A 19059-nucleotide genomic window follows, 5' to 3' on the forward strand; every position below is an offset into this window, starting at 1 on the left:
GGGCCGCAGGTCAGCGCGGGACGATGAGGGTCCGCTTGGGGCCCTCCATGCGGGCCACCGCAACCTTCATCTCGACAACGTCCGCCTTGAGTTCCACGTAGACCAGGTCGAGCCTGCTGCGCACGCCCTGAAGTTCGGAGCGCATCTGGGCGAACCCTTGGTCGGTCCGCGCTGCGAGGGCCTGGGTGTCGGCGCGAACCTGGGCGAAGCCTTCGTCGGTGCGTTGGGCGAGGGCACGGGTTTCGGCGAGGGCTTGCTCGGTCTTCGCGGCCAGGGCCCGGGTCTCGGCGCTGGCGTTCTCAGCGATCCGGTCCATCCGGTTGACGATCCAGGCGAAGCCCGCGAGCGCGCCGCCGCCCAGCGTCACCAGCAGGGTGGCTGTGGCGATGATGATCGCGATCACTTCGGCCGACACGTACACGTCTCCATTCTGCCCGACGGGACTTTTCCGTGCCAGCGAAACTACGGCGCTCGCCGGGGTAGCGAAAGTGCCTCCCGCCCGCCTGTGGAAAACCCCCGCTGTTGCAGCGGTGGGAAGGCGTCGCGTCAGCGCTTGTTGGTGTCGGCGGGGGCGAAGAACGCGACCAGTCGGCGATGCCGGTGCCCGAAGAACGCCCGGAGCACCCGCGCCAGCAGCGGTGCCGCGAGCCGGGTCCACCAGCGCGGTGAGAACTCGATCCGGTCGGTGACCACAGTGGCATCGCCGTCGGTGGAGGCCTCGACGGTGCGGTCGTGGACCCAGCGACGCATGCTGAGCATGGTCGACTCCTCGCGGAATCGCCGTCCCGGTTCGAGGTCGACCACGGACAGGTGGTCATAGTCGAAGGGGATCAGGCCGAAGAGCCGGATCCAGGCGCGTCCCACCGGGACGCCGAGCTCGATGGTGTCGATGGTGAGCCCCTCGGCACCACGTGGCAGCGACATCGACATCCATGGGCGCATCTCGTGGTTGATCCCCTCCGGGGTGACGACGCGGGTCCACACCGCGTCCGGTGGAGCGGGCACCTCGGTGCTCTGCTCGAAGGTCCAGGTTGACGCGCGCATGCCCCCATCCTGCCCGACGGAACCCCACGCGTCTAGAATGAGAATCGTTCCCATTTGATCGACGATGCGCTTGCCGACCGGGCAGCGATCGAGGCGGCGTTCCGGCGCTGCCTGCTCACCGACGAGGAAGTGGCCGTCCGGGGCACCGACTGGGTGGAACCCTGGGACGGGCTCGAGCCCTGGCTCGGACCGATCAGCCAGGCAGCCTGAGTGGTGCCGTCCTGCAGTGCAGGTGCCGGGTCACTCCTCGTCCAGGTGGCGGACCACCCGGGCCGGGTTGCCGACCGCGACCACGTTGTCGCCGATGTCGCGGGCGACCACCGAGCCGGCACCGATCACGGTGTTGTCGCCGATGCTGACCCCGGGCAGGATCTTCGCGCCGCCACCGATCCACACGTTCGACCCGATGGCGACCGGGGCGCCGTACTCCCACTTCTCCCGGCGGCGCTCGGCGTCGATCGGGTGCAGCGGCGTGAGGATCGAGACGTTCGGGCCGATCTGGGCATCGTCGCCGATGGTGATCTCGCAGACGTCGAGCGCGGTGAGCCCGAAGTTCGCGAAGACCCGGTCGCCCACATAGAGGTTGACGCCGTAGTCGACCCGGAACGGCGGTCGGATCGTCACCTCCTCACCGACACTGCCCAACCACGCGGAGAGGATCTCGCGCTGGCCCTCGACGTCAGAGGTCGCAGTGGCGTTGTAGCGGTCCATGAAGGCGAAGCTGGTCGCCAGCATCTCGACGAGTTCGGGGTCGTCGGCGAGGTAGTCGTCACCGGCCACCATCCGCTGGCGCATCGATCGGTTCATCTCAGCCATGCAGGGGAGCCTACGCAGTCGCGTCTTCGGCAAAGCCGGGGCAGGGTTCGGTGTCCGTGCCTATGATCGAGAAGTGACCACCAGCAGCCCGCCCAGCAGTGCGCTCGGCGAGATCGCGCGCATCGAGGAATTCCATGCGCTGAGCGGCCAGCTGACCCGGTTCCTGATGGAATACAAGTTCGGCATCGACGAGATCACCACCAAGATCTCGATCCTGCAGGAGGAGTTCGCCCACCTGCACGACTACAACCCGATCGAGCACGTGCTCAGCCGGGTCAAGTCGCCGGAGAGCATCTTCGACAAGATGCAGCGCCGGGGCGTGGCGAGTGACATCGAGGCGATCCGGGCCGAGATCACCGACATCGCCGGCGTCCGGGTGACCTGCAGCTTCACCTCCGACGTCTACCGGGTCTTCGACCTGCTCTCCGGGCAGCCGGACATCGAGGTGATCCAGGTCGAGGACTACATCGCGGCGCCGAAGGAGAACGGCTACCGCAGCCTGCACGCCCTGGTGGAGACTCCGGTCCACCTCTCCGACCGCGTGGTGCCGGTGATCGTCGAGTTGCAACTGCGCACCGTCGCGATGGACTTCTGGGCCAGCCTCGAGCACAAGATCTATTACAAGTACCGCACCGACGTCCCGGCCGAACTGCTCCGCGAACTCAAGGAAGCGGCCGACACCGCGGCCAGCCTGGATGAGCAGATGGAACGGCTCCACGGCGCGGCGCGCCACTCTGGCACCATGCCGTTGTGACCCTGACCCGCTCGCTGATCCTCTTCGGCCTGGCCGCGCTTGCCGAGATCGGCGGCGCCTGGCTGATCTGGCAGGGAGTGCGCGAGCACCGGGGCTGGCTGTGGATCGGCGCCGGCGTGCTGGCGCTGGGCGCCTACGGCTTCGTCGCGACGCTGCAGCCGGACGCGAACTTCGGGCGCATCCTGGCGGCGTACGGCGGGGTCTTCGTGGCCGGTTCGCTGGCCTGGGGGATGGTGGTGGACGGGTTCAAGCCCGATCGGTACGACGTCGCCGGGGCGTTGATCTGCCTGGTCGGGGTGGCCGTGATCATGTATGCGCCGCGGGTGGACTGATCACTCAGGTGGGCCACTCCTCGGCCAGCAGCGCGTAGACATACCCGTTGATCCAGCCGCGGTCGCGGTGCAGGGAGTCCTTGACGTTGTGCGCCTCGCGGCGCATCCCGATCCGCTCCATCAACCGCCAGGAGGGCTCGTTGTCGGCGAAGCACTCGGCGATCACCCGGTGCAGCCCCAACGGGCCAAAGGCGACGTCGATCAGTGCCCGCACCGCCTCGGTGGCGTGGCCGTGGCCCCAGTGATCGGGATGCAGCACCCACCCCAGCGTGCCCAGGGTGCCAACAGCGGCGTCGCTGACCTCGCGCTGTGCCCAGCCCGGACCGACCTGCAGGAGCAGGTCGCCGATCACCTCGCCGTCGCGCTCGATCAGCAACTGGTCGGCCAGCCCGTCGTCGGTGAAGCTCTCCGCGAATTCGTCGTACGTCGCTGGCCTGCTGCCGCCCCATTCGCCCGCCTCGGGAGTACGCCGTACGTGCCACAGCGCCGGGAGATCCGCGTGTGTGGCGGGGCGCAGCACCAGGCGCTCGGTGCGCAGCGGCCACATGTCCAGGTCGGCGAGGCGGGTCGGCGTCTCGGTCATGGTCACGACATTAGGCCGCCGTAGGCTGGGCGGGTGACCCGGCAGCCCGTGACCCTCATCGACCGGATCATGGGCGGCATCTTCCTCGGGACGGCCGTGCTGGTCTGGATCGCGCCACTCGCCAAGGTGCGCAATGGTTACGCGACCCCGGTCGTGGAGTGGGTGGTGCTGTTCGGGCTGGGCCTGGTCATGGCTGTGCTCGGTTGGGCGCTGGCCAGCCCCAGCCGTCGCGCCGGTGGCATCGGGCTGACCGCGGTCGGGCTCGCCTTCGTTGCGGTGGGCCTGGCCTGCCTGGTGGCACCCGGGGCCATGACCGGCACCGGTGCCCGCTCGCCGGAGACCCCCGGAGCAGCAGTCGGGTTGGGAGTCGTCCTGCTGGCCGTGGGCATCGCGACCATCATCGCGGGACTGCGGATGGTCGTCCGCGCCTGACATGATCGGGACCATGCGCAGGTCACTGGTCCTCCCCGCCGTCCTTGCCCTGCTCGCGCCGCTGGGGGCGTGCGGCCTCTTTGGCGACGACGGCGACCCCGGGGCGGTGGGCACCCAACTCGCCGAGGCGCTCACCGCGCGCGACCTGGCCGACGTACCGTTCACCGGCGCTGCGGGCGAGGTCGATGACGAGACCCCGGCAACGGCGTACGACGCGATCGTCGCCGACCTTGCCGACGCGGAGGTCGTGGTCACTGCTGCCACCGCGGACCCCGAGGGCGACAAGGCGACCACCACGCTGACCTGGACGTGGCACGTCCACGGCGCGCAGTGGACCTACCAGTCAACGGCCGACCTGGTCCGGGTGGAGGAGACCTGGCAGGTGGCGTGGGACCCGGGCATCGTCGAGCCGTCACTGGTCGCCGGGGAGCGCCTCGAGGTGGACCTGCTCACCCCGCGCCGCGGCGACATCCTGGACCGCAATGGCGACCCGATCGTGACGAACCGCGACGTACGCCGCCTGGGCCTGGACAAGACGAAGATCGAGGCCGACCAGGTCACCGACAGTGCCACCGCGATCGCCGAACTCCTCGACGTCGACGTGGAGGCCTACGTGAAGCGGGCCGAGGCGTCGGGGCCGAAGGCGTTCGTCGAGGCGATCGTGCTCCGCGAGGAGGAAGCCCGCACCATCGACCCGGCGTACGGCGATGTCCCCGGCGCGGTCTCGATCGGCGCGCAGATGCCGCTCGCTCCCACCAGCACCTTTGCCGCTCCGTTGCTGGGCCGGGTCGGGCCTGCGACCAAGGAACTGATCGACAATTCCGAGGGCCGCCTGGCTGCCGGTGACCAGACCGGACTGGGTGGCCTGCAGGCCCGGTACGACGTACAACTTGCCGGCACCCGCGGGATCCAGGTCGAGGCGGTCGGCGGCGAGGACGGCGAACGCGAACTCTTCGCCACCGAACCCGTCGACGGCACGCCGCTGCAGCTGACCCTGGACACCGCACTGCAGACCAAGGCCGAGACCGTGCTCGCCGACGTGGAACCGGCCAGCGCCATCGTGGTCCTCGACCCGGAGACCGGGGAGATCCTGGCCGCCGCCAGCGGCCCCGGATCGGGTGGACAGACCACGGCCACCGCGGCCCGGTATGCGCCCGGATCCACCTTCAAGGTGGTCACCGCGCTGGCGCTGCTCCGCTCCGGGCTCACGCCGGAATCCATGGTGGAGTGCCCGGCCACGGTCGTCGTGGACGGCAAGACCTTCAAGAACTACGACGACTATCCGTCGGGCAGCCTCGGGGAGGTCACCCTGCGTGAGGCGTTCGCGCAGTCGTGCAACACCGCCTTCATCAACGAGCGCGGCGAACTCGGCACCGACGACCTGGCCGACGCAGCCGCAGCGCTGGGCCTCGGGGTCGACCACGACCTCGGCTTCCCGGCGTACTTCGGGCAGGTGCCGCCGGCGGCCGGCGAGACCGAGAAGGCTGCCGACCAGATCGGCCAGGGCAAGGTGCTCGCCTCGCCGATGGCAATGGCAGCAGTGGCGGCCTCGGTGCGTTCGGGGCACACGGTGGTGCCGAAGCTGATCCGCGGGTACGACGTGGAGCAGGTCGCACCGAACCAACCGCTGACCACCGACGAGGCGCGCCAGTTGCGAACGCTGATGCGCGCCGTGGTCACCGAGGGACCGGGCTCCTTCCTGGGCGACGTGCCGGGCGAGGTGGAGGCCAAGACCGGCACCGCCGAGTACGGCACCGCCGAGGACGGATCACTGCCCACCCACGCGTGGATGATCGGCACCACCGACGACCTGGCCGTGGCCGTCTTCGTGGAGACCGGGGAGTCCGGGTCGCGCACCGCCGGGCCGCTGCTGGAGCAGATGCTCCGCTGAGGCGGTGACCGACCACGGTCCTGGCGGAGTTATCCACAGGTCGGCGCAGGGCCGGTTGTGGCGGGGTCGGTGGCGGGGAACGATCGGGTGACCGATGCCGAGCCGGAAGGAACCCGCCATGAGCGTGACGGTGATCGACTACGAACTGATGAACCGGGCCCGGGTCGGGCTCTACACCGCCGGGGATGCACTTGATGCGGTGGCCACCGGGGCGCCTACCGGTGGTGACTTCGGCGCCGCGGAGGCAGTGGTGGGCGTGATCATGGCTGCCCAACTCGAGGCCGGGTCGATCCTGGCTGGCGAGGCCGGCTGGCTGGCGGCCGCGATCGGACTGTGCCAACGCGACGCTGAACTCACCGACGCGGGACAGGCGGTCTCCTACTACCGGCTGGAGGAGACGTGAGCTACGAGATCGACACCCACCTGGCGGGCACGCCAGCCCACTTCGACTCCGCGGCCACGTTCCTTGCCGATGCGCTCGCCCCGGAGCTCCAGGCCCTGGCCGACGCAGCTGTCCTCCACCGGGCGACACTGGAGGAGGGGTGGCAGGGGGAGTCCGGTGCCGCCTTCCGGGACGCCGCCGGTGAACTGGCGATGGCCGGTGACCAGTTGGGCAAGCTCGCACTGGAGATGGGTGGCCGGGTTGCTGCCCTCGGCGCGGCGCTCGCCGGTTTCCAGGACCGGATGGCCGAGATCCGGGCCGAGGCGGTCAGCAAGGACCTGGTCCTCGATGGCGAGAAGGTCCGCTCGCCGATCCTGGACTACATCAACAACGGGGCTGGTGCACGGATCGACGAACTCTCCACGAGCTACGCCGAGATCCAGTTCGCCCGGGACCAGGTGGTCGAGCAATGGCATGCCCGCCTCGAGGAAGAGCTCGGCGTGATCCGGGCCAACATGGCCTTCGTCCAGGAGTTCACCGGCACCCTCCTGGTCAGTGGCTCCTCGTCGGACCTGCTGGCCGTGCACGCCCCGAAGATGATCGCCCACACCGAGATGTGGACCCAGCGCGCGATCAGCTCCGCGGAGGTGCTGGCGGGTTGCTCGCCGGCGGTCATGGAGCCGAGGATGCCGGGCATCCACGCTCCCAAGTCCGGCACGAAGGGCGTACCGACCGGACCGGTCCTCTTCCTGCTCGGCGTCCATGACGACCTGCAGGCCGGCGAGTCGACCCAGCAGGCATTGCTCTCTCGTGGAGCCGCAGCCGGGGCGGGAATGCTCACTGCAGCGGTGGTCACCCCGTTTGCCGGGCCGGTGATCGGTGGCGGGTCCGGTGCGGTGGTGAGCTCCTGGATGAACAAGGCAGTCGACAGCTTCTACGGTAAAGGATGCTCCGGCCAGCGCATCGCGCCACCTCCGACGCCGGCTCCGGCGCAGGTGACGCCGCTGCGGGCCTCGGAGAAGGAGAAGCGGATCCTGTCGGAGTCCACGGCAGCACCCGTGCCGGTCAGCGGCCGTTCTCACTGAAGTGCTGGTAGTCCTCTAGGGTCCGCCAGGCACCACCCCACTCCCAGCCGATCCGGGCGAACGCTCGCACCACGGGATCTCCGGCAAGGATCATCCCCGGTCGCACGTTGGCCCGGTCCAGGTAGGAGGCGGCCAGTTCGGGCAGGACCACGTCGCCCTTCTGGTACGGGTTCTGGAACGCGTTGACGTCGATGGCCAGGCCATAGGCGTGCTGGCTGAACGAGCTGCTGCCGGTCGTCGGTCGACAGTTGAAGGCGCCGGTGCCGTTGCCGTCCCCGGTGGGCGGCGCGTCGAGTTCGGTCTGCCGGGCGATCACCATCTGCTCGATCGGGAACTCCGCGTCCCACAAGTCGGCGAAGACGGCGACGATGTCGTCGGCCACCCGCGCATTCACGAGCAGTTCGCCGGTGTGCCGCTCCCCGTCGAAGCCATGGAAGGTGAGCCGGATCCAGGCCAGGTCATCGACCCCGACCGGGCACCCCGGCTGCCAGGTCGATCGCGCGATCACCTCGTCCGGCGGTGGGCTGGTGATCCGCGAAGCGAACCCGTCGCCGGGCAACATCGGCACCTGGTCGGGCAGGGTGAAGCGTCGGTTCACCAACTCGGGCGGGGTCGCGCGGACCTCGCCGTATCCGCTCTCTGTGCGGGGCAGGATCCGGGTCCCGAGCCACTCCGGAGGCACGGTGCCCGGCTCGGGCGAGGGGGACGTCGCGGGCACCCTCGACGGGTCGGCGGGGCTGGAAGGGGCGCTCGCCTGTGTGGTCGGTGTGCTCGCCGGGGTCACCGGCGGAGCCGCCTCGTCCACCGAACCGCCACAGCCGGCAGCCAGCGCAGCCACCAGGACGGCAGCGGAGGCAACGGCTCCCTGGATCCTCACTCTGCGAGCGTACGCCGGCGGCGTACGGGAGACTGTCCCGGTGACCGCTCCCGACCCGATCGTCGACGCGCTGCGCGCCGCGGGCTGCGTCTTCGCGGAACAGGAGGCGGCACTGTTGCGCGAGGCGGCCGTCGATGAGCCGCACTTGCGCCGGCTGACCGGGCAACGGGTCGCCGGGCTCCCCCTGGAGTACGTCGTCGGGTGGGCCGGGTTCCGCGGACTGAGGGTCGCCGTCGGTCCAGGGGTCTTCGTGCCACGGCGGCGCACCGAGGCGATGGTCGACGTCGCCGTCGCCCGCTGCCGGGGCTCCGACAAGCTGGTCGTGGTCGACCTGTGCTGTGGCAGTGGAGCGCTGGGGCTGGGGTTGGTCACCGAGCTGGGACGGCTCCGACGGCCGCCGGTGATCGAGTTGCATGCCGCCGACCTGACCGCGGAGGCAGCGCGCTGGGCGCGGCTCAACCTGGCCGGACGCGGACAGGTCCACGTCGGAGATCTCTATGCCGCGCTGCCGACCCGCCTGCGCGGCCGGATCGACGTGCTGCTGGCCAACACGCCGTACGTGCCGACCGGCGAGGTGGCACTGTTGCCGCCCGAAGCGCGTGAGCACGAGCCACGGATTGCCCTGGACGGGGGCAGCGACGGCCTCACGCTGGCCCGCCGCGTGCTCGAGGACGCCCCGGACTGGTTGGCACGGGATGGCTCGGTCCACATCGAGGTGGCCGGGGGGCAGGTCGAAGCCCTCGCGTCGTACGCCGAGACGCGGGGCCTGGAGGTCGCGGTGGCAGACTCGGTGCTCACCGCGACCCGCCCCCGATCCAGTCGTCGCTGACCCGGTGCCCGGTCAGCGACGCCGCTGCCTCGGGATCCGGTTCCTTCCCAGCAGCAGCAGGCCACTGCCGAGCAGCACCAGGGCCGAGATGAGCCAGGACAGGGGCACGTCGGAGCCCACGTCCGGAATGCCGTCGCGGTCGGCTGCGTCTCCGGGGCCCGAAGGGGGACTGCTGGGCTGAGCCGAAGGGGACTCGTTGGGTGATGGGGGCTCCGGGCGGGATGGCGGCTCCGGGCGGGATGGCGGCTCCGGGGGCGTCACCGCCGGCACCACCTCGCGGTAGGCCACGGTGGCCGAAACGCTCGGGTTGGCACTGAAGGTCAGCGTCGACTCCTCGCGCCATCCTGCGCCGGGCAGTGTCGGGTCGAGGAGCAGGGTGCCACGGAAGACGTCGCGCAACTCCGTGGGCCCCAGGACCAGCCCGGTCACCGGGTCCAGCAGGTTCCCCTCGTTGTCGCGATCGGTCTCCAAGGGCGCCCGCCATCCCGGCCAGGCGCTGACCTCGCCGTCCTCGAAGGAGGCGCCGGGCCAGCGCACCACGTGGTGTCGCCCGAGGGCCAGGTCGGTGAGCACGAGCTGCTCCGGACTCGCTTCCCGGCCCGGCGTCCAGGTGAGGGTCACCGGCTTGCCGGCCAGCGCCTCGGTGGTGTCCACGCTGATGATCAGGTGAGTGATCCCCGCGAAGAGGCGCACCGTCACCGCGGCCACGATGTCCTCCAGCGGCACCACGAGGTCGGCGCAGTCATTGCTGCTCACGCCATCGGCGTCGACGCTCACGCAGGCCGTGCCCGTCAGCTCATTCGCGGGCACCCGCGCCAAGGCGGGGAGGTTCTCGTCCAGCGGTCCCTCGTCATCGACGACGGTCGGTGGGGGCAACGCGGTCAGCTCCGCGGTCACGGTCACCACGACGGCCTGGTCGAAGGTTGCCGGGCCAAGCAGCACCAGCCAGGTGCCGGGCGTGGTCCCGTCCGGGTGGGCGCCGATCAGCTCCGTCCCGTGCGCATTGGTCCAGCCGCCGGGCAGCTCGAGGTCGACGACGACCAACCGTTCGGGCACCTCCTGGAGAACCGTCACGCCACTGCTCGGACTGTCGTGGTTGGTCACGGTGAGCGTCCAGTCGAACTCCTCACCCGCCTCGACGGCGGCCGGGGTGCTGACGGTGATCCCGGCGTCGTACGTCGGGTCCGGCTCGGGCACGTGGACGGTGGCGATCCCGCTGGCGTTGTTGTTGGTCAGGTCGCTCTCCACGCCCAACGATCCGTTGTAGTCAACGGAAGCGCTGATCGAGAACGGATGGTTTCCGGGTGCGAGCGCAGCGGTCTCCGCCTTCAGCACCATGGTGCGCGCCGCGTCGTCGCCGGAGGCCAGGTCGAAGGCGGGCCAGGACACGTGCCGGCTCGTTTGGTCATAGGTGCCGCCCGCGGACGCGGAGACGAAGTGGAGACCCATGGGCACGGTCGCGGTGAGTGCCACCATCGGAGTATCGATCGCGGCCTCGTTGGTCGCGGTGACGGTCACCGTGAAGTCGTCGGCACCGGCGACCGTGGCCGGACCGTCCACGGCGACCGAGAGGTCGGGGGTCGATGCCTTGGTCACGCACTTGGCGATCAGCGACTCCAACACCGGCTGCGGGTCGCGGACGAAATCGGCCACGTACCACCAGTCGCCGCCGGAGGAGCCGGCGAGGCCGCCGTTGACCCCATACGCGTCGAGGCTGGCCTGGTCCTGGTTGGTGATCGCGAAGAGCACGGCGCCGCGGTCCGCCAGTGCCTGCCCGGCGTGGGCCCTGGTCGTCTTGGCGGCGGAGGAGTCGTTGATCTCGGTCGCCGAGCCGTCGGTGATCATCACCACGCAGGCTGCCGCGTTGGGCCGGAAGACGAGTTCGCCGTGCTCGACCAACTCACCTTCTGCGGTGTTCGGCACCACCCGATAGCCCGAGGCGACGGTTGCCGCTTCGAATCCCTGGGCGTTGCCGCCGATTGCATGCAGATTGTTCGCAGCCCGGTAGAAGGCGGACACGTCGTCGCTCAGCGGAGAGTGCACGTTGCCCATGTTGGGCAGGGGGTTGTAGCCACTCGCGTAGCCCACGACGGCCAGCCGGTAGTCCAGGCTGGGAGCCAACCCTTGGGCGATGGTCTGCAGGTGAGCCCGGACCGTTGCCTGTACGCCGCCCATGCTGCCGGACTCATCGACGGCGAAGACGATGTCTGCCCGGGGTGCGCGCACGGCCCGGCTCAGGGTCGACGCGTCATGGACCACGGTGCCGGCGAAGGTGGCGGTGAGTTCCTCCGCGGCGGCCGCGTCCGGCAACGTGAGTGTCACGTAACCGTCGTCGTCCGTGGTTCCGTTGCGGCTGGTGCCGACGTCGGCTCCCAGCTGCACCGGTGCGCCGGACACGCCGGCGCCGCTGGTGGAATCGAGCAGGCGGACGGTGACCTTCCGGTCCTGGCCGACAGCCTCGGTGCTGATCACCTGCAGGAAGGTCGGGCGGATCAGTGCGGTGAGTTCGACGCTCGCCGAGGTGACCCCACCGTCACCATCATCGACGGTGAGGGTGGTGGTGTAACTGCCCGGGGTGGCATAGGCATGGGGGACCCGGGCGCTGGAGGTATTGCAGTTCGGCACCACCGCCGGTGCGGAGCCGTCCCCCCAGTCCCAGGTGCAGGTCATCGGGTCGGCGGGGTCGGAGACCGCGCTGACGTTGGGGGTGATCGGGTCCTGGGCCAGCCCGGAGGCGGGCGCCCCCAACGTCACGGTGGGCGCCACGTTGGCCACCGTGAACTCCGCGCTCACCTGGTCGAGCGGCAACCAGTCCGCGGAGAGGCCGCCGAGTCGGACGGTGTAGCTGCCCTGGTCGGGGAAACTCGCGTTGATGGTCCCGGATGTGGTGTTGGGCTGGGCGTAGTCGAGATCCCAGGTCCATTCGACCACGCCCGACCCGCGTGCGGCCAAGGCGACGCCGGCGCGCTCGTTCACCTCGAGCGTGGCCGTGTCGATGGCGATGGTCGGCGTGGCCGGCACGGTGTAGTGGCCGGAGACGGTGTCGCTGCCACCGTCGGCGTCGGTCACCACCAGGCTCACCGGATAGCTGCCGGGTCCGGGGAACGTGTGCGTCGGGTGCTGCTCGGTCGAGGTGGTGCCGTCACCGAAGTCCCACGCCCAGGTCACCGGCGTACCACTGGAGCGGTCGGTGAAGGGCACGGCCTGGTGACTGCCCCGGTCGATGCTGAAGACCCGGAATCGGTTGACCCGGAGATATTCGGCGTGCCAACTGTCGTGGACCACCAGACGAACCTGGCGAGCGGCCACCGGAGCGAAGGTGAGCCACTGCTCACCGTTGGTGTCGAGCAGGATGCGCCGCGCCACGCTGGTCCAGGTGGTGCCGTCCTCGGAGACCTCGATCTCCACGTCCCGTGGTCGATAGGCGTCGGACGCGACCGAGACCCGGTCGACCATCGCCCGGGCACCATTGCGCAACAGCACGGTGAGGTGCTGGTCGGTGGCCTGTCCCCGGGGGGTCTGCCAATGGCTGCGAGCGGTGTCCGGCGCGATGGCGTTGGCGGCGGCGGTGGCTTCACTGGAGAAGTCGAGCAGGGTGGCTCCGACTCCGGTGCCGTCAGCAACGTTGAGGCCGTGGCCGGTGAGCACCCGGGCCTCGGTCAGGTACAGGTAGTTGGGATCACCGTGGTTGGTGAGCAGGCGCAACTCGACATGGCTGGCCGAGGACGGGGTGAGGGCGAACTCCTGGCCGGCGGTGCTGCGCGCCAGACTGCCCTCGCCGACCTTGGCGAAGCTTCCCTCGGCCCCGGTGGCCGAGGTCCACACCTCGAAGGCCTGCACCGAGCGTGCGCTGTTGCTGCCGCGCAGCACGACCCGGTCCACGTCGTGGGGGGCCTCACCGCCGAGCGCGATGCGGAACGCTTGGTCACTGGTGTCGCCCTGCACGCTGGACCAGTAGGAGTTGTCGGGGCGCAGCGTGTTGGCGGCCAGGTAGCTGTCGCTGAACTCACTGCTGGCCGAGGTGATCGTTGCCGGGATCCCCGCATCCAGCGAGACGATCCCTCCGTGTCGTTGTCGGGTCGGGACGGACAACTGCTCCAGCCGCAGGTGGCCCGCACCGTGGTTGTCGTGTGCGGTCAGCTTGAGGAACCGGGCCTGGGTGGCGGCGAAGGAGAACTCCTGGCTCTCCGTGGCCCGCGCCAGTTCCTCGTGGTCCAGCACGGTGGTGTAGTCACCGAACGGGTTCGCGCCGTCGCTGAGTGCGATCGAGAAGGTCTTCACCGTGCCCGTGGAGCTGCTGGTGCGCAACTGCACCCGGTCGACCACGTCGGTGCCGTTGCCGGCCAGCCGCACGATCACGCTCTGCTCGGTGGTCGTCCCCTCGACGCTCAGCCAACTGCCGCCCGGGAGCAGCAGGTTGCTGACCGGATTGTTGGGACGCTGGTTGATCCCGGTGTCCAGGATGCCCGCCCCGCTCAACGCCGAGGCTGCGTCGTACCCCTTGTCCACCCCGTACGCCGCCGCCAGTGGGACCGGCGCCAGGCTCACCGTGATCGTTGTGGTGGTGCTCGTGCTGGCCCGGCCGTCACTGACCACCAGCGTCGCGGTGTAGGTGCCAGGGTTGGTGTAGGTGTGGGCGATCACTCCGCTGGCGCCGGAGCCCTGCTGCCCGTCGCCGAAGAACCAGGTGTGGGTCAACGGGTCGCCGTCGGGATCGCTCGAGGTGGAGGTGAAGAGCACCTCCAGCGGCGACGTACCGGCTGCCGGGTCGGCGGTGAAGCCGGCCACCGGCGCCTGGTTCGGGGTGCCACCGCGTGAGGTCACCTCGCCGGAGGCCTGCGCGGTCAGCCGTCCGTCGCTGACCTGGAGCACCACGCTCATCTGGAAGCCCGCCGGGAAGGTCTTGGTCACGGTGGGACCGGTGTAACTGGTGCCGTCGCCGAAATACCAGGTCTCGGTCAGCGGATCACCGTCCGGGTCGGTGGAGGTGGAGGTGAAGGTCTGCTCGAAGGGACCGACCTGGTCCACGGTCGTCGGGGTGAAGCTGGCCACCGGTGCCTGGTTGGTGCCGTCGGCGGGTGGGAAGACCGAGACCTTCTGCACGGCTTGGTGCCAGGCTCCCTCGGGGTCGGTGGCGACCAACGAGATCCAGTATTCGCCCGGGGTGGTGAAGGTGTGGGTCACCGTGGTCTCGTCGTCGACGAACCGGGCACCGGCGATGTCCCAACGCAACCCCAGGTCGTCCCCGTCGGGGTCGGTGGCCTGCGCGGTGAAGGTGACGGTGAGCGGGCTGCTCCCGGCGGTGGCCGAGGCGGTGAACGCGGAGACCGGAGGCCGGTTCGGCTCCTGGTCGGGCAACAGGGCCTGTTCGTCAGCGGCGACCAGCAGCATCCAACGGGCGAAGGCATCGAAACCTGCGATCGTGTCGGTCAGGCCGGCGGTGATCTCGTCCATCCCCTCGGCCAGGGTGCTGGTCGGGCCGAGGGCGTGCAGGTCGGCGACCAGGTCGGGGTCGGCCAGTGCCGTTTCCAACTGGTCGACCATGGCAGTGGTGACCTGGCAGTCGTCGGCGTGCTGGGTGGCGAAGCTGCAGGTGAGCAGTGCGGTCCGTTGTTCGGCGGTGAGTCCGTCGGCGTGGACCTGGTCGATCTCGGCCAGGGTGTCGGTCCAGAAGTCGGCCGGTGATGCACCGTCGGGGGCGGTGACCAGGGGCTCGTTGGCCCAGCCCATCGCAGCCACCGCCGGTTGCAGTTCCTGCAGCGTGCGCAGCCAGGTGTTCAGGTCGAAGGTCAGGTTTGCCGCGGCCCGGGCCTGCTCGTACGCCGCCTCGTGGTCGCCGGCGATGACGGCGCCCTGATAGCGCTCGTTGGCGATCCGGGAGGCCTTGCCGTAGGCCTCCACCCGCATCCAGGCATCCAGCCACGCGTTGACCAGGTCGGTCTGGGCGGGGTTCAGTGAGACGTCCGGGACCAAGGTCTGCACCGGGGTGAATTCGGGCACCGTGGCCACGTCGAAGTCGTCGCGGGGCGGATCGTCGGCGATGTCGCGATACATCTGCTCGGTGCTGGCGGTGAGTTCCTTGTAGAGGGCCTTGGCCAGGTCGGTGGTGCTCGGCACCACGAAGTCGAAGTCCGCTGCGGCCCAGGCGGCGCCGATCAATCCCGCAGCCAGTCCGAAGCCCAGGCCGGAGTAGTAGCCCTGGACGATCTTGTGGGTCCGGGTGGCGATGTCGACGGCCACCGCCTTTTTCTGGGCATCCACCGATGGGATCCGGCTGCGGGCCAGGTCCTTCCACGGCTGCAACTGCGACATGGCCGCGGAGGTGTCGCACGTGGGGGAGCAGGAGACCACGGTGAAGGGCTCGGAGAGTTCGTTGCCGTTCTTGCCGTCCTTGTCGGTGGCCAGCAACTTCCAGGTGCCCACCGGCAGCAGTGGTGCCTCCAGGGGCATCCCGAGCAGGGTGCCGAAGCCGACGTACTGGTTGGCCGAGCCCCAGCGTGGCTTGGTGCAGTCCGCGCTGGCGGGGTTGGTCACCGAGGCGGGCACCGCACAGACCTTGCCGCCCTGGATGTCACTGGTCAGCGTGACGAAGAGGGCCTCGTCGGCCCGGAAGTGTCCCTTGGGGAACCCGTCAGCGTCGGCGGGGAAGAGGTTGTGCAGCGCCGCCTGGGCAGGTGTCGGCATGGCCGAGACCAGCCCGGTGGCAGCCATCAGGGCGACGACCAGCGTGGCCAGCCAGCGACGACCTCTGCGTCCGCGGTCCACCTCGGTCGACCCGGCAATGATCCTGTGAATTCGCACCTTGCATCCCCATCTGCGCTGCGATGCCTTGCCTCCGGCCGTCCGGCCTGAACCATCCCCGGCGGCAAGTTAGCAGCGGTGTGCTAACAGGTTGCTAACAATCCTCGGGCAGTGAATTCTCCAGATCCATCAGGAACACGGGAGCGCCCAAGGACTGGGCGAACGCCTTGGCCGCCGCGCGATGCTGTCGGGCGGCTGCCGTGTCGCCCAGCGTGGCATGGAGCATGGCCAGGACCGTGTCCACGGGACCATAGCTGCAAGTGCCCTGCCAGCAACCGCGCCCGGACCACTCGGTGAGGTCCGCCACCAGGAGGCGCGACAAGGCTCGGTCGCCGACGCCGGCCGCCGCCCGTCCGGCGACCAGGTGACAGGCCAGCCAGGTCAGGTCCGCCTCGGCCAACTCCCTGGCCTGGTGCACGTGCTCGACGGCGGCAGGACGGTCCTCGGCGCTGCCGGTGCTGGCCAGGCTGAGCGCCAACGCCGCGTGCCAGGCCGGGATCCCCGGCTGCTCGTCCACCAGGCCACGGAGCACCTCGCTGAGTTCGCCGGTGCGGCCCTGGGTCATCCGGATCGCGAACACCTGGCCGAAATAGGCGGCCAGGGCCCGGTTCGGCGAGACGACCTGGAACATGGTCAGGGCGTCCTCGCTGAGCTTCTCGGCGGCCGCATCGTCGCCCTGCAGGTGCGCGATCGTCGCCCGTTGATAGAGCAGTTGCCACCGGCGACCCACGTCCCCGACCCGATCCACCAGGTCGTTCATCGCGGCCAGGGAGCGACGTACGCCGCGTCCGTCGCCACGTTGCAGGCCGGCGGAGAAGAGCAGGTGGTGCGCCTCGAAACTGGCCACCGGGTCCGCCGCGTCGCGACCCAGGCCCAGCAGTTCGCGACCGATCTGCTCACGTTCGGCCAGATCGCCGGGCAGGCCCAGCGCCATGTAGGCGAAGGGCAGGGTGCGGCGCCTTGCCTCATCGGTCACCGCGGCCCGCTCGGCGGCGACGAAAAGCTCCCGGCTGGTGGCCGCGTTCCCGCTCAGTGACCAGGTCAGGCTGGCGGCAGCGCGCAACGGAGCGGAAACCTCGTCGTCGGCGATCTCCAGCGCGGCGTCGATCACGGTCCGGACCCGGGCCGGGGGATCGGCCACGTCACTGGTCGCACCCAACTGCAGCAGTGCGTACGCCGCCCGGGCCAGCAGGTCGGTCTCGCCCAGTGCGATCGCCGCCTGGGCCGCCTCCAGGAGCAGGTCGACGTGGCGCGGGTCGCCGGACAAGCGCAGCGCGTCCCCTTCGGCGATCCGGGCCAGCCACCGGTCCCGTTCAGGATGCGTGCCGTGCCTGACCAGGTCCTGTGCCCGGTGGAACCAGGCCGCGGCGTCCTGGTGCAGGCCGGCCACGGTGGCGTCCTCGCCGGCCCGCATCACCGCGTCGTACGCCGCGACCGGGTCCAGGTCCGCGGCCTCGACCAGGTGTGCCGCGACGGTGGCTGTTGGCGCACGGTGCCGCTCGGCCGCCGACCCCAGCGCGTGGTGGATCTCCGAGCGGCGTCCTGCGTCGACCTGGCGATAGGCCGCGGTGCGCAACGCCGGGTGCCGGAAGCGGACCAGGCCCTCGTGCTCCTCGACCAGGCCGGCGGGCCATTGCGTGGGCCCTTCCCCGCGCCACACCGCATCGACCAGGGCAACCGGGGCGCCGTCCCCGGCGATGGCTGCGATCTCGAGGAGTTGACGCTCGGGACGGGAGAGGTCGCTGATGCGTGCGGCGAAGACCTGGTCGAGCACGGGGGTCAGGCCGGGACCGGCGCCGGCCGCGTCCCGGTCAGCGTGCAGCAACACCTCGACCAGCAGTGGGTTGCCGCCGCTGAGCCGGTGCAGCTCGAGCGGGTCGACACCCGGGTCGACGGCAGGGTCGGCCGCGACCATCCGGGCAACGGATTCCGGGTCAAGTCCGGTCAACTCGACCACGGTGCCGCCCTCTGCCGGGTCCGGCGCGCCGTGGGCACCGAGCACCACCGTCACTCGGGGCAGGTCCGCTGCGCTGCGCAGCGCCGACCGCGTGGAGGGTCCGGTGTGCTGCCAGTCGTCGACCAGCAGGGCGACCGGTCGGTGCATCGCGCGATGCCGCACCGCCTCCAGGAAGGCCCCCAACACACCGCGGTCGTGGTCGGCCTCGACGCCCAGGTCGTCGATCAGGTCCAGCAGTGGGGAGCCGGGGGGACCGGCATGGGCCGGACAGCGGGTAGAGCCCACCGAGAAGCCCTCGGCGATCAGCCTGGCCCGGACTCGGTCCATGCATCGGGAGATGCCGACCCCGGGCTCGCCGTGCAACCAGGCCAGGCCACCGCGTCGAGCTGATGCGACGAGGTGCTCCACGGTGTCCTCGCGGCCGACGAAGGGGCGCCGTGAGTTGGCGTCGTGCGGACCGGAGGAGCGCAACAGGCGCGTCTGCTCGGTCTCGATCTCGGCGCCGGCCTCGATGCCCAGATCGGAGCGGACCCGGCGGCGGAAGTCGGAGAGCGCGGCCAGGGCGTCGCCGCGGCGGCCGTGGGCGTCCAGTGCGCGGGCCAGGCGGACGGCCCGGCCGGAGTCGTGTGGAGTAGCCCCCGCAAGACGCTGGGCCTCGACCAGTGCCCACCCGAGCCGGCCCAGCCCGAGTGCGGCATCGAAGCGGACATCCTCGGCGACCCGGACCGCCTGGCTCACCAATGCCCGGGCCGAGAGAGCCGCGCGCTGCTCGCCCAGGCTTGCGTAGGGCACGCGGCCCCGGGTGTCCACGGCACGTTCCGCGGCGTCGAAGGCGGCGGCGATGTCCCCGGCGAGTAGTGCTTCCTCGGCCTGGGCAACATCGGCCAGGAAGTCGGCCACGTTGGACCGGGCACCGAGCACGTATCCCTCAGGCTGCGTGTCGATCAGGGAGGTGTCGGCCACGGCCCGGAGGCGACTGACCTGGTTCTGCACGGCGGCCCGGGCACTGGCCGGGGGCTCCTGTTCCCACAGGGCGTCGATCAGGCTGGTCAGGCTGCTCGGCGCCCCGTCGGCCAGGGCGAGTCGGGCCAACAGGCGCTGCTGGGTGCGGGTGAGTGCGACCTGGGTCCCATCGTTGTCGAGCAGTCGGGTCTCGCCGAAGACATCGAGGCGCCAACGCATCTCGTCCTCCTCTGCTGGGCACGACTCCCCTGCCGGGAGGGTAGCCAGCCGACTGCCTCCGTGTCAGCGGAAACGGACTGCTCGTGGAGTGGTC

At 70.3% G+C, this 19059-nt stretch carries 15 protein-coding genes; 8 read left to right on the forward strand and 7 right to left on the reverse strand.

The annotated features are described in order from the left end of the window. Positions 1-10: 10 nt before the first annotated feature. Positions 11-421 carry a hypothetical protein gene (locus Q9R27_RS13560; RefSeq protein ID WP_311252921.1) on the reverse strand — a complete coding sequence of 137 codons (411 nt, stop codon included), beginning with the start codon at positions 419-421 and terminating at the stop codon, positions 11-13. Between the two features lie 125 nt (positions 422-546). Then, on the reverse strand, positions 547-1044 hold the full coding sequence (locus Q9R27_RS13565) for a hypothetical protein (protein WP_311252922.1): 498 nt from the start codon (positions 1042-1044) through the stop codon (positions 547-549). A 54-nt stretch (positions 1045-1098) separates the two neighbouring features. Here Q9R27_RS13565 and Q9R27_RS13570 point away from each other — a divergent pair, with 54 nt between their 5' ends. Beyond that, positions 1099-1254, forward strand: a complete 156-nt coding sequence (locus Q9R27_RS13570) for a hypothetical protein (RefSeq protein WP_311252923.1) — start codon at positions 1099-1101, stop codon at positions 1252-1254. Positions 1255-1284: 30 nt separating this feature from the next. On the opposite strand, the gene Q9R27_RS13575 is transcribed toward Q9R27_RS13570, so the two are convergent. After that, positions 1285-1860 (reverse strand): sugar O-acetyltransferase, encoded by a 576-nt coding sequence (locus tag Q9R27_RS13575; protein WP_311252924.1) that lies wholly within the window; start codon positions 1858-1860, stop codon positions 1285-1287. Positions 1861-1933: 73 nt separating this feature from the next. Here Q9R27_RS13575 and Q9R27_RS13580 point away from each other — a divergent pair, with 73 nt between their 5' ends. Both Q9R27_RS13580 and Q9R27_RS13585 read left to right on the forward strand, forming a co-directional pair. Further along, a complete protein-coding gene (locus Q9R27_RS13580) occupies positions 1934-2614 on the forward strand; it encodes a GTP pyrophosphokinase family protein (RefSeq protein ID WP_311252925.1) in 681 nt (226 codons plus the stop codon). Continuing rightward, complete coding sequence (locus tag Q9R27_RS13585; protein WP_311252926.1) at positions 2611-2946, forward strand: YnfA family protein; 336 nt, start codon at positions 2611-2613, stop codon at positions 2944-2946. The genes Q9R27_RS13580 and Q9R27_RS13585 overlap by 4 nt, the downstream gene beginning before the upstream one ends. 4 nt (positions 2947-2950) lie before the next feature. On the opposite strand, the gene Q9R27_RS13590 is transcribed toward Q9R27_RS13585, so the two are convergent. Beyond that, positions 2951-3529 (reverse strand): GNAT family N-acetyltransferase, encoded by a 579-nt coding sequence (locus Q9R27_RS13590; protein ID WP_311252927.1) that lies wholly within the window; start codon positions 3527-3529, stop codon positions 2951-2953. Positions 3530-3562: 33 nt separating this feature from the next. On the opposite strand from Q9R27_RS13590, the gene Q9R27_RS13595 reads away from it, so the two are divergent. From Q9R27_RS13595 to Q9R27_RS13610, 4 genes are all read left to right on the forward strand, one after another. Continuing rightward, positions 3563-3961 (forward strand): hypothetical protein, encoded by a 399-nt coding sequence (locus Q9R27_RS13595; RefSeq protein ID WP_311252928.1) that lies wholly within the window; start codon positions 3563-3565, stop codon positions 3959-3961. A gap of 13 nt (positions 3962-3974) precedes the next feature. Then, entirely contained in the window at positions 3975-5852 is a 1878-nt protein-coding gene (locus Q9R27_RS13600) for a penicillin-binding transpeptidase domain-containing protein (RefSeq protein WP_311252929.1), read from the forward strand. A 118-nt stretch (positions 5853-5970) separates the two neighbouring features. Then, a complete protein-coding gene (locus Q9R27_RS13605) occupies positions 5971-6255 on the forward strand; it encodes a hypothetical protein (protein WP_311252930.1) in 285 nt (94 codons plus the stop codon). Next, complete coding sequence (locus Q9R27_RS13610) at positions 6252-7319, forward strand: hypothetical protein (RefSeq protein WP_311252931.1); 1068 nt, start codon at positions 6252-6254, stop codon at positions 7317-7319. Before Q9R27_RS13605 ends, Q9R27_RS13610 begins: the two co-directional genes overlap by 4 nt. On the opposite strand, the gene Q9R27_RS13615 is transcribed toward Q9R27_RS13610, so the two are convergent. After that, the gene (locus Q9R27_RS13615) at positions 7300-8196 is read right to left on the reverse strand and encodes a M15 family metallopeptidase (RefSeq protein WP_311252932.1); all 897 of its coding nucleotides are present in this window, start codon (positions 8194-8196) and stop codon (positions 7300-7302) included. The two genes, Q9R27_RS13610 and Q9R27_RS13615, sit on opposite strands and share 20 nt — an antisense overlap. A gap of 40 nt (positions 8197-8236) precedes the next feature. Between Q9R27_RS13615 and Q9R27_RS13620 the strand changes: the two genes are divergently transcribed. Then, positions 8237-9025, forward strand: a complete 789-nt coding sequence (locus Q9R27_RS13620) for a putative protein N(5)-glutamine methyltransferase (RefSeq protein WP_311252933.1) — start codon at positions 8237-8239, stop codon at positions 9023-9025. A gap of 12 nt (positions 9026-9037) precedes the next feature. On the opposite strand, the gene Q9R27_RS13625 is transcribed toward Q9R27_RS13620, so the two are convergent. Together Q9R27_RS13625 and Q9R27_RS13630 are read right to left on the reverse strand one after the other, a co-directional pair. Beyond that, positions 9038-15826 carry a PKD domain-containing protein gene (locus tag Q9R27_RS13625; RefSeq protein WP_311252934.1) on the reverse strand — a complete coding sequence of 2263 codons (6789 nt, stop codon included), beginning with the start codon at positions 15824-15826 and terminating at the stop codon, positions 9038-9040. 94 nt (positions 15827-15920) lie between these two features. Next, positions 15921-18965 carry a BTAD domain-containing putative transcriptional regulator gene (locus tag Q9R27_RS13630; protein ID WP_311252935.1) on the reverse strand — a complete coding sequence of 1015 codons (3045 nt, stop codon included), beginning with the start codon at positions 18963-18965 and terminating at the stop codon, positions 15921-15923. Between the last annotated feature and the right edge of the window lie 94 nt (positions 18966-19059).

The sequence above is a fragment of the Nocardioides sp. AE5 genome, assembly GCF_031844485.1.
In the GTDB taxonomy this organism is placed as follows: domain Bacteria; phylum Actinomycetota; class Actinomycetes; order Propionibacteriales; family Nocardioidaceae; genus Nocardioides.

Bases quoted from the DNA above. Each gene is read 5' to 3' on its own strand.
- Q9R27_RS13565 (WP_311252922.1), bottom strand. From the start codon at position 1,044: ATGCGCGCGTCAACCTGGACCTTCGAGCAGAGCACCGAGGTGCCCGCT.
- Q9R27_RS13575 (WP_311252924.1), bottom strand. From the start codon at position 1,860: ATGGCTGAGATGAACCGATCGATGCGCCAGCGGATGGTGGCCGGTGAC.
- Q9R27_RS13590 (WP_311252927.1), bottom strand. From the start codon at position 3,529: ATGACCGAGACGCCGACCCGCCTCGCCGACCTGGACATGTGGCCGCTG.
- Q9R27_RS13600 (WP_311252929.1), top strand. From the start codon at position 3,975: ATGCGCAGGTCACTGGTCCTCCCCGCCGTCCTTGCCCTGCTCGCGCCG.
- Q9R27_RS13605 (WP_311252930.1), top strand. From the start codon at position 5,971: ATGAGCGTGACGGTGATCGACTACGAACTGATGAACCGGGCCCGGGTC.
- Q9R27_RS13630 (WP_311252935.1), bottom strand. From the start codon at position 18,965: ATGCGTTGGCGCCTCGATGTCTTCGGCGAGACCCGACTGCTCGACAAC.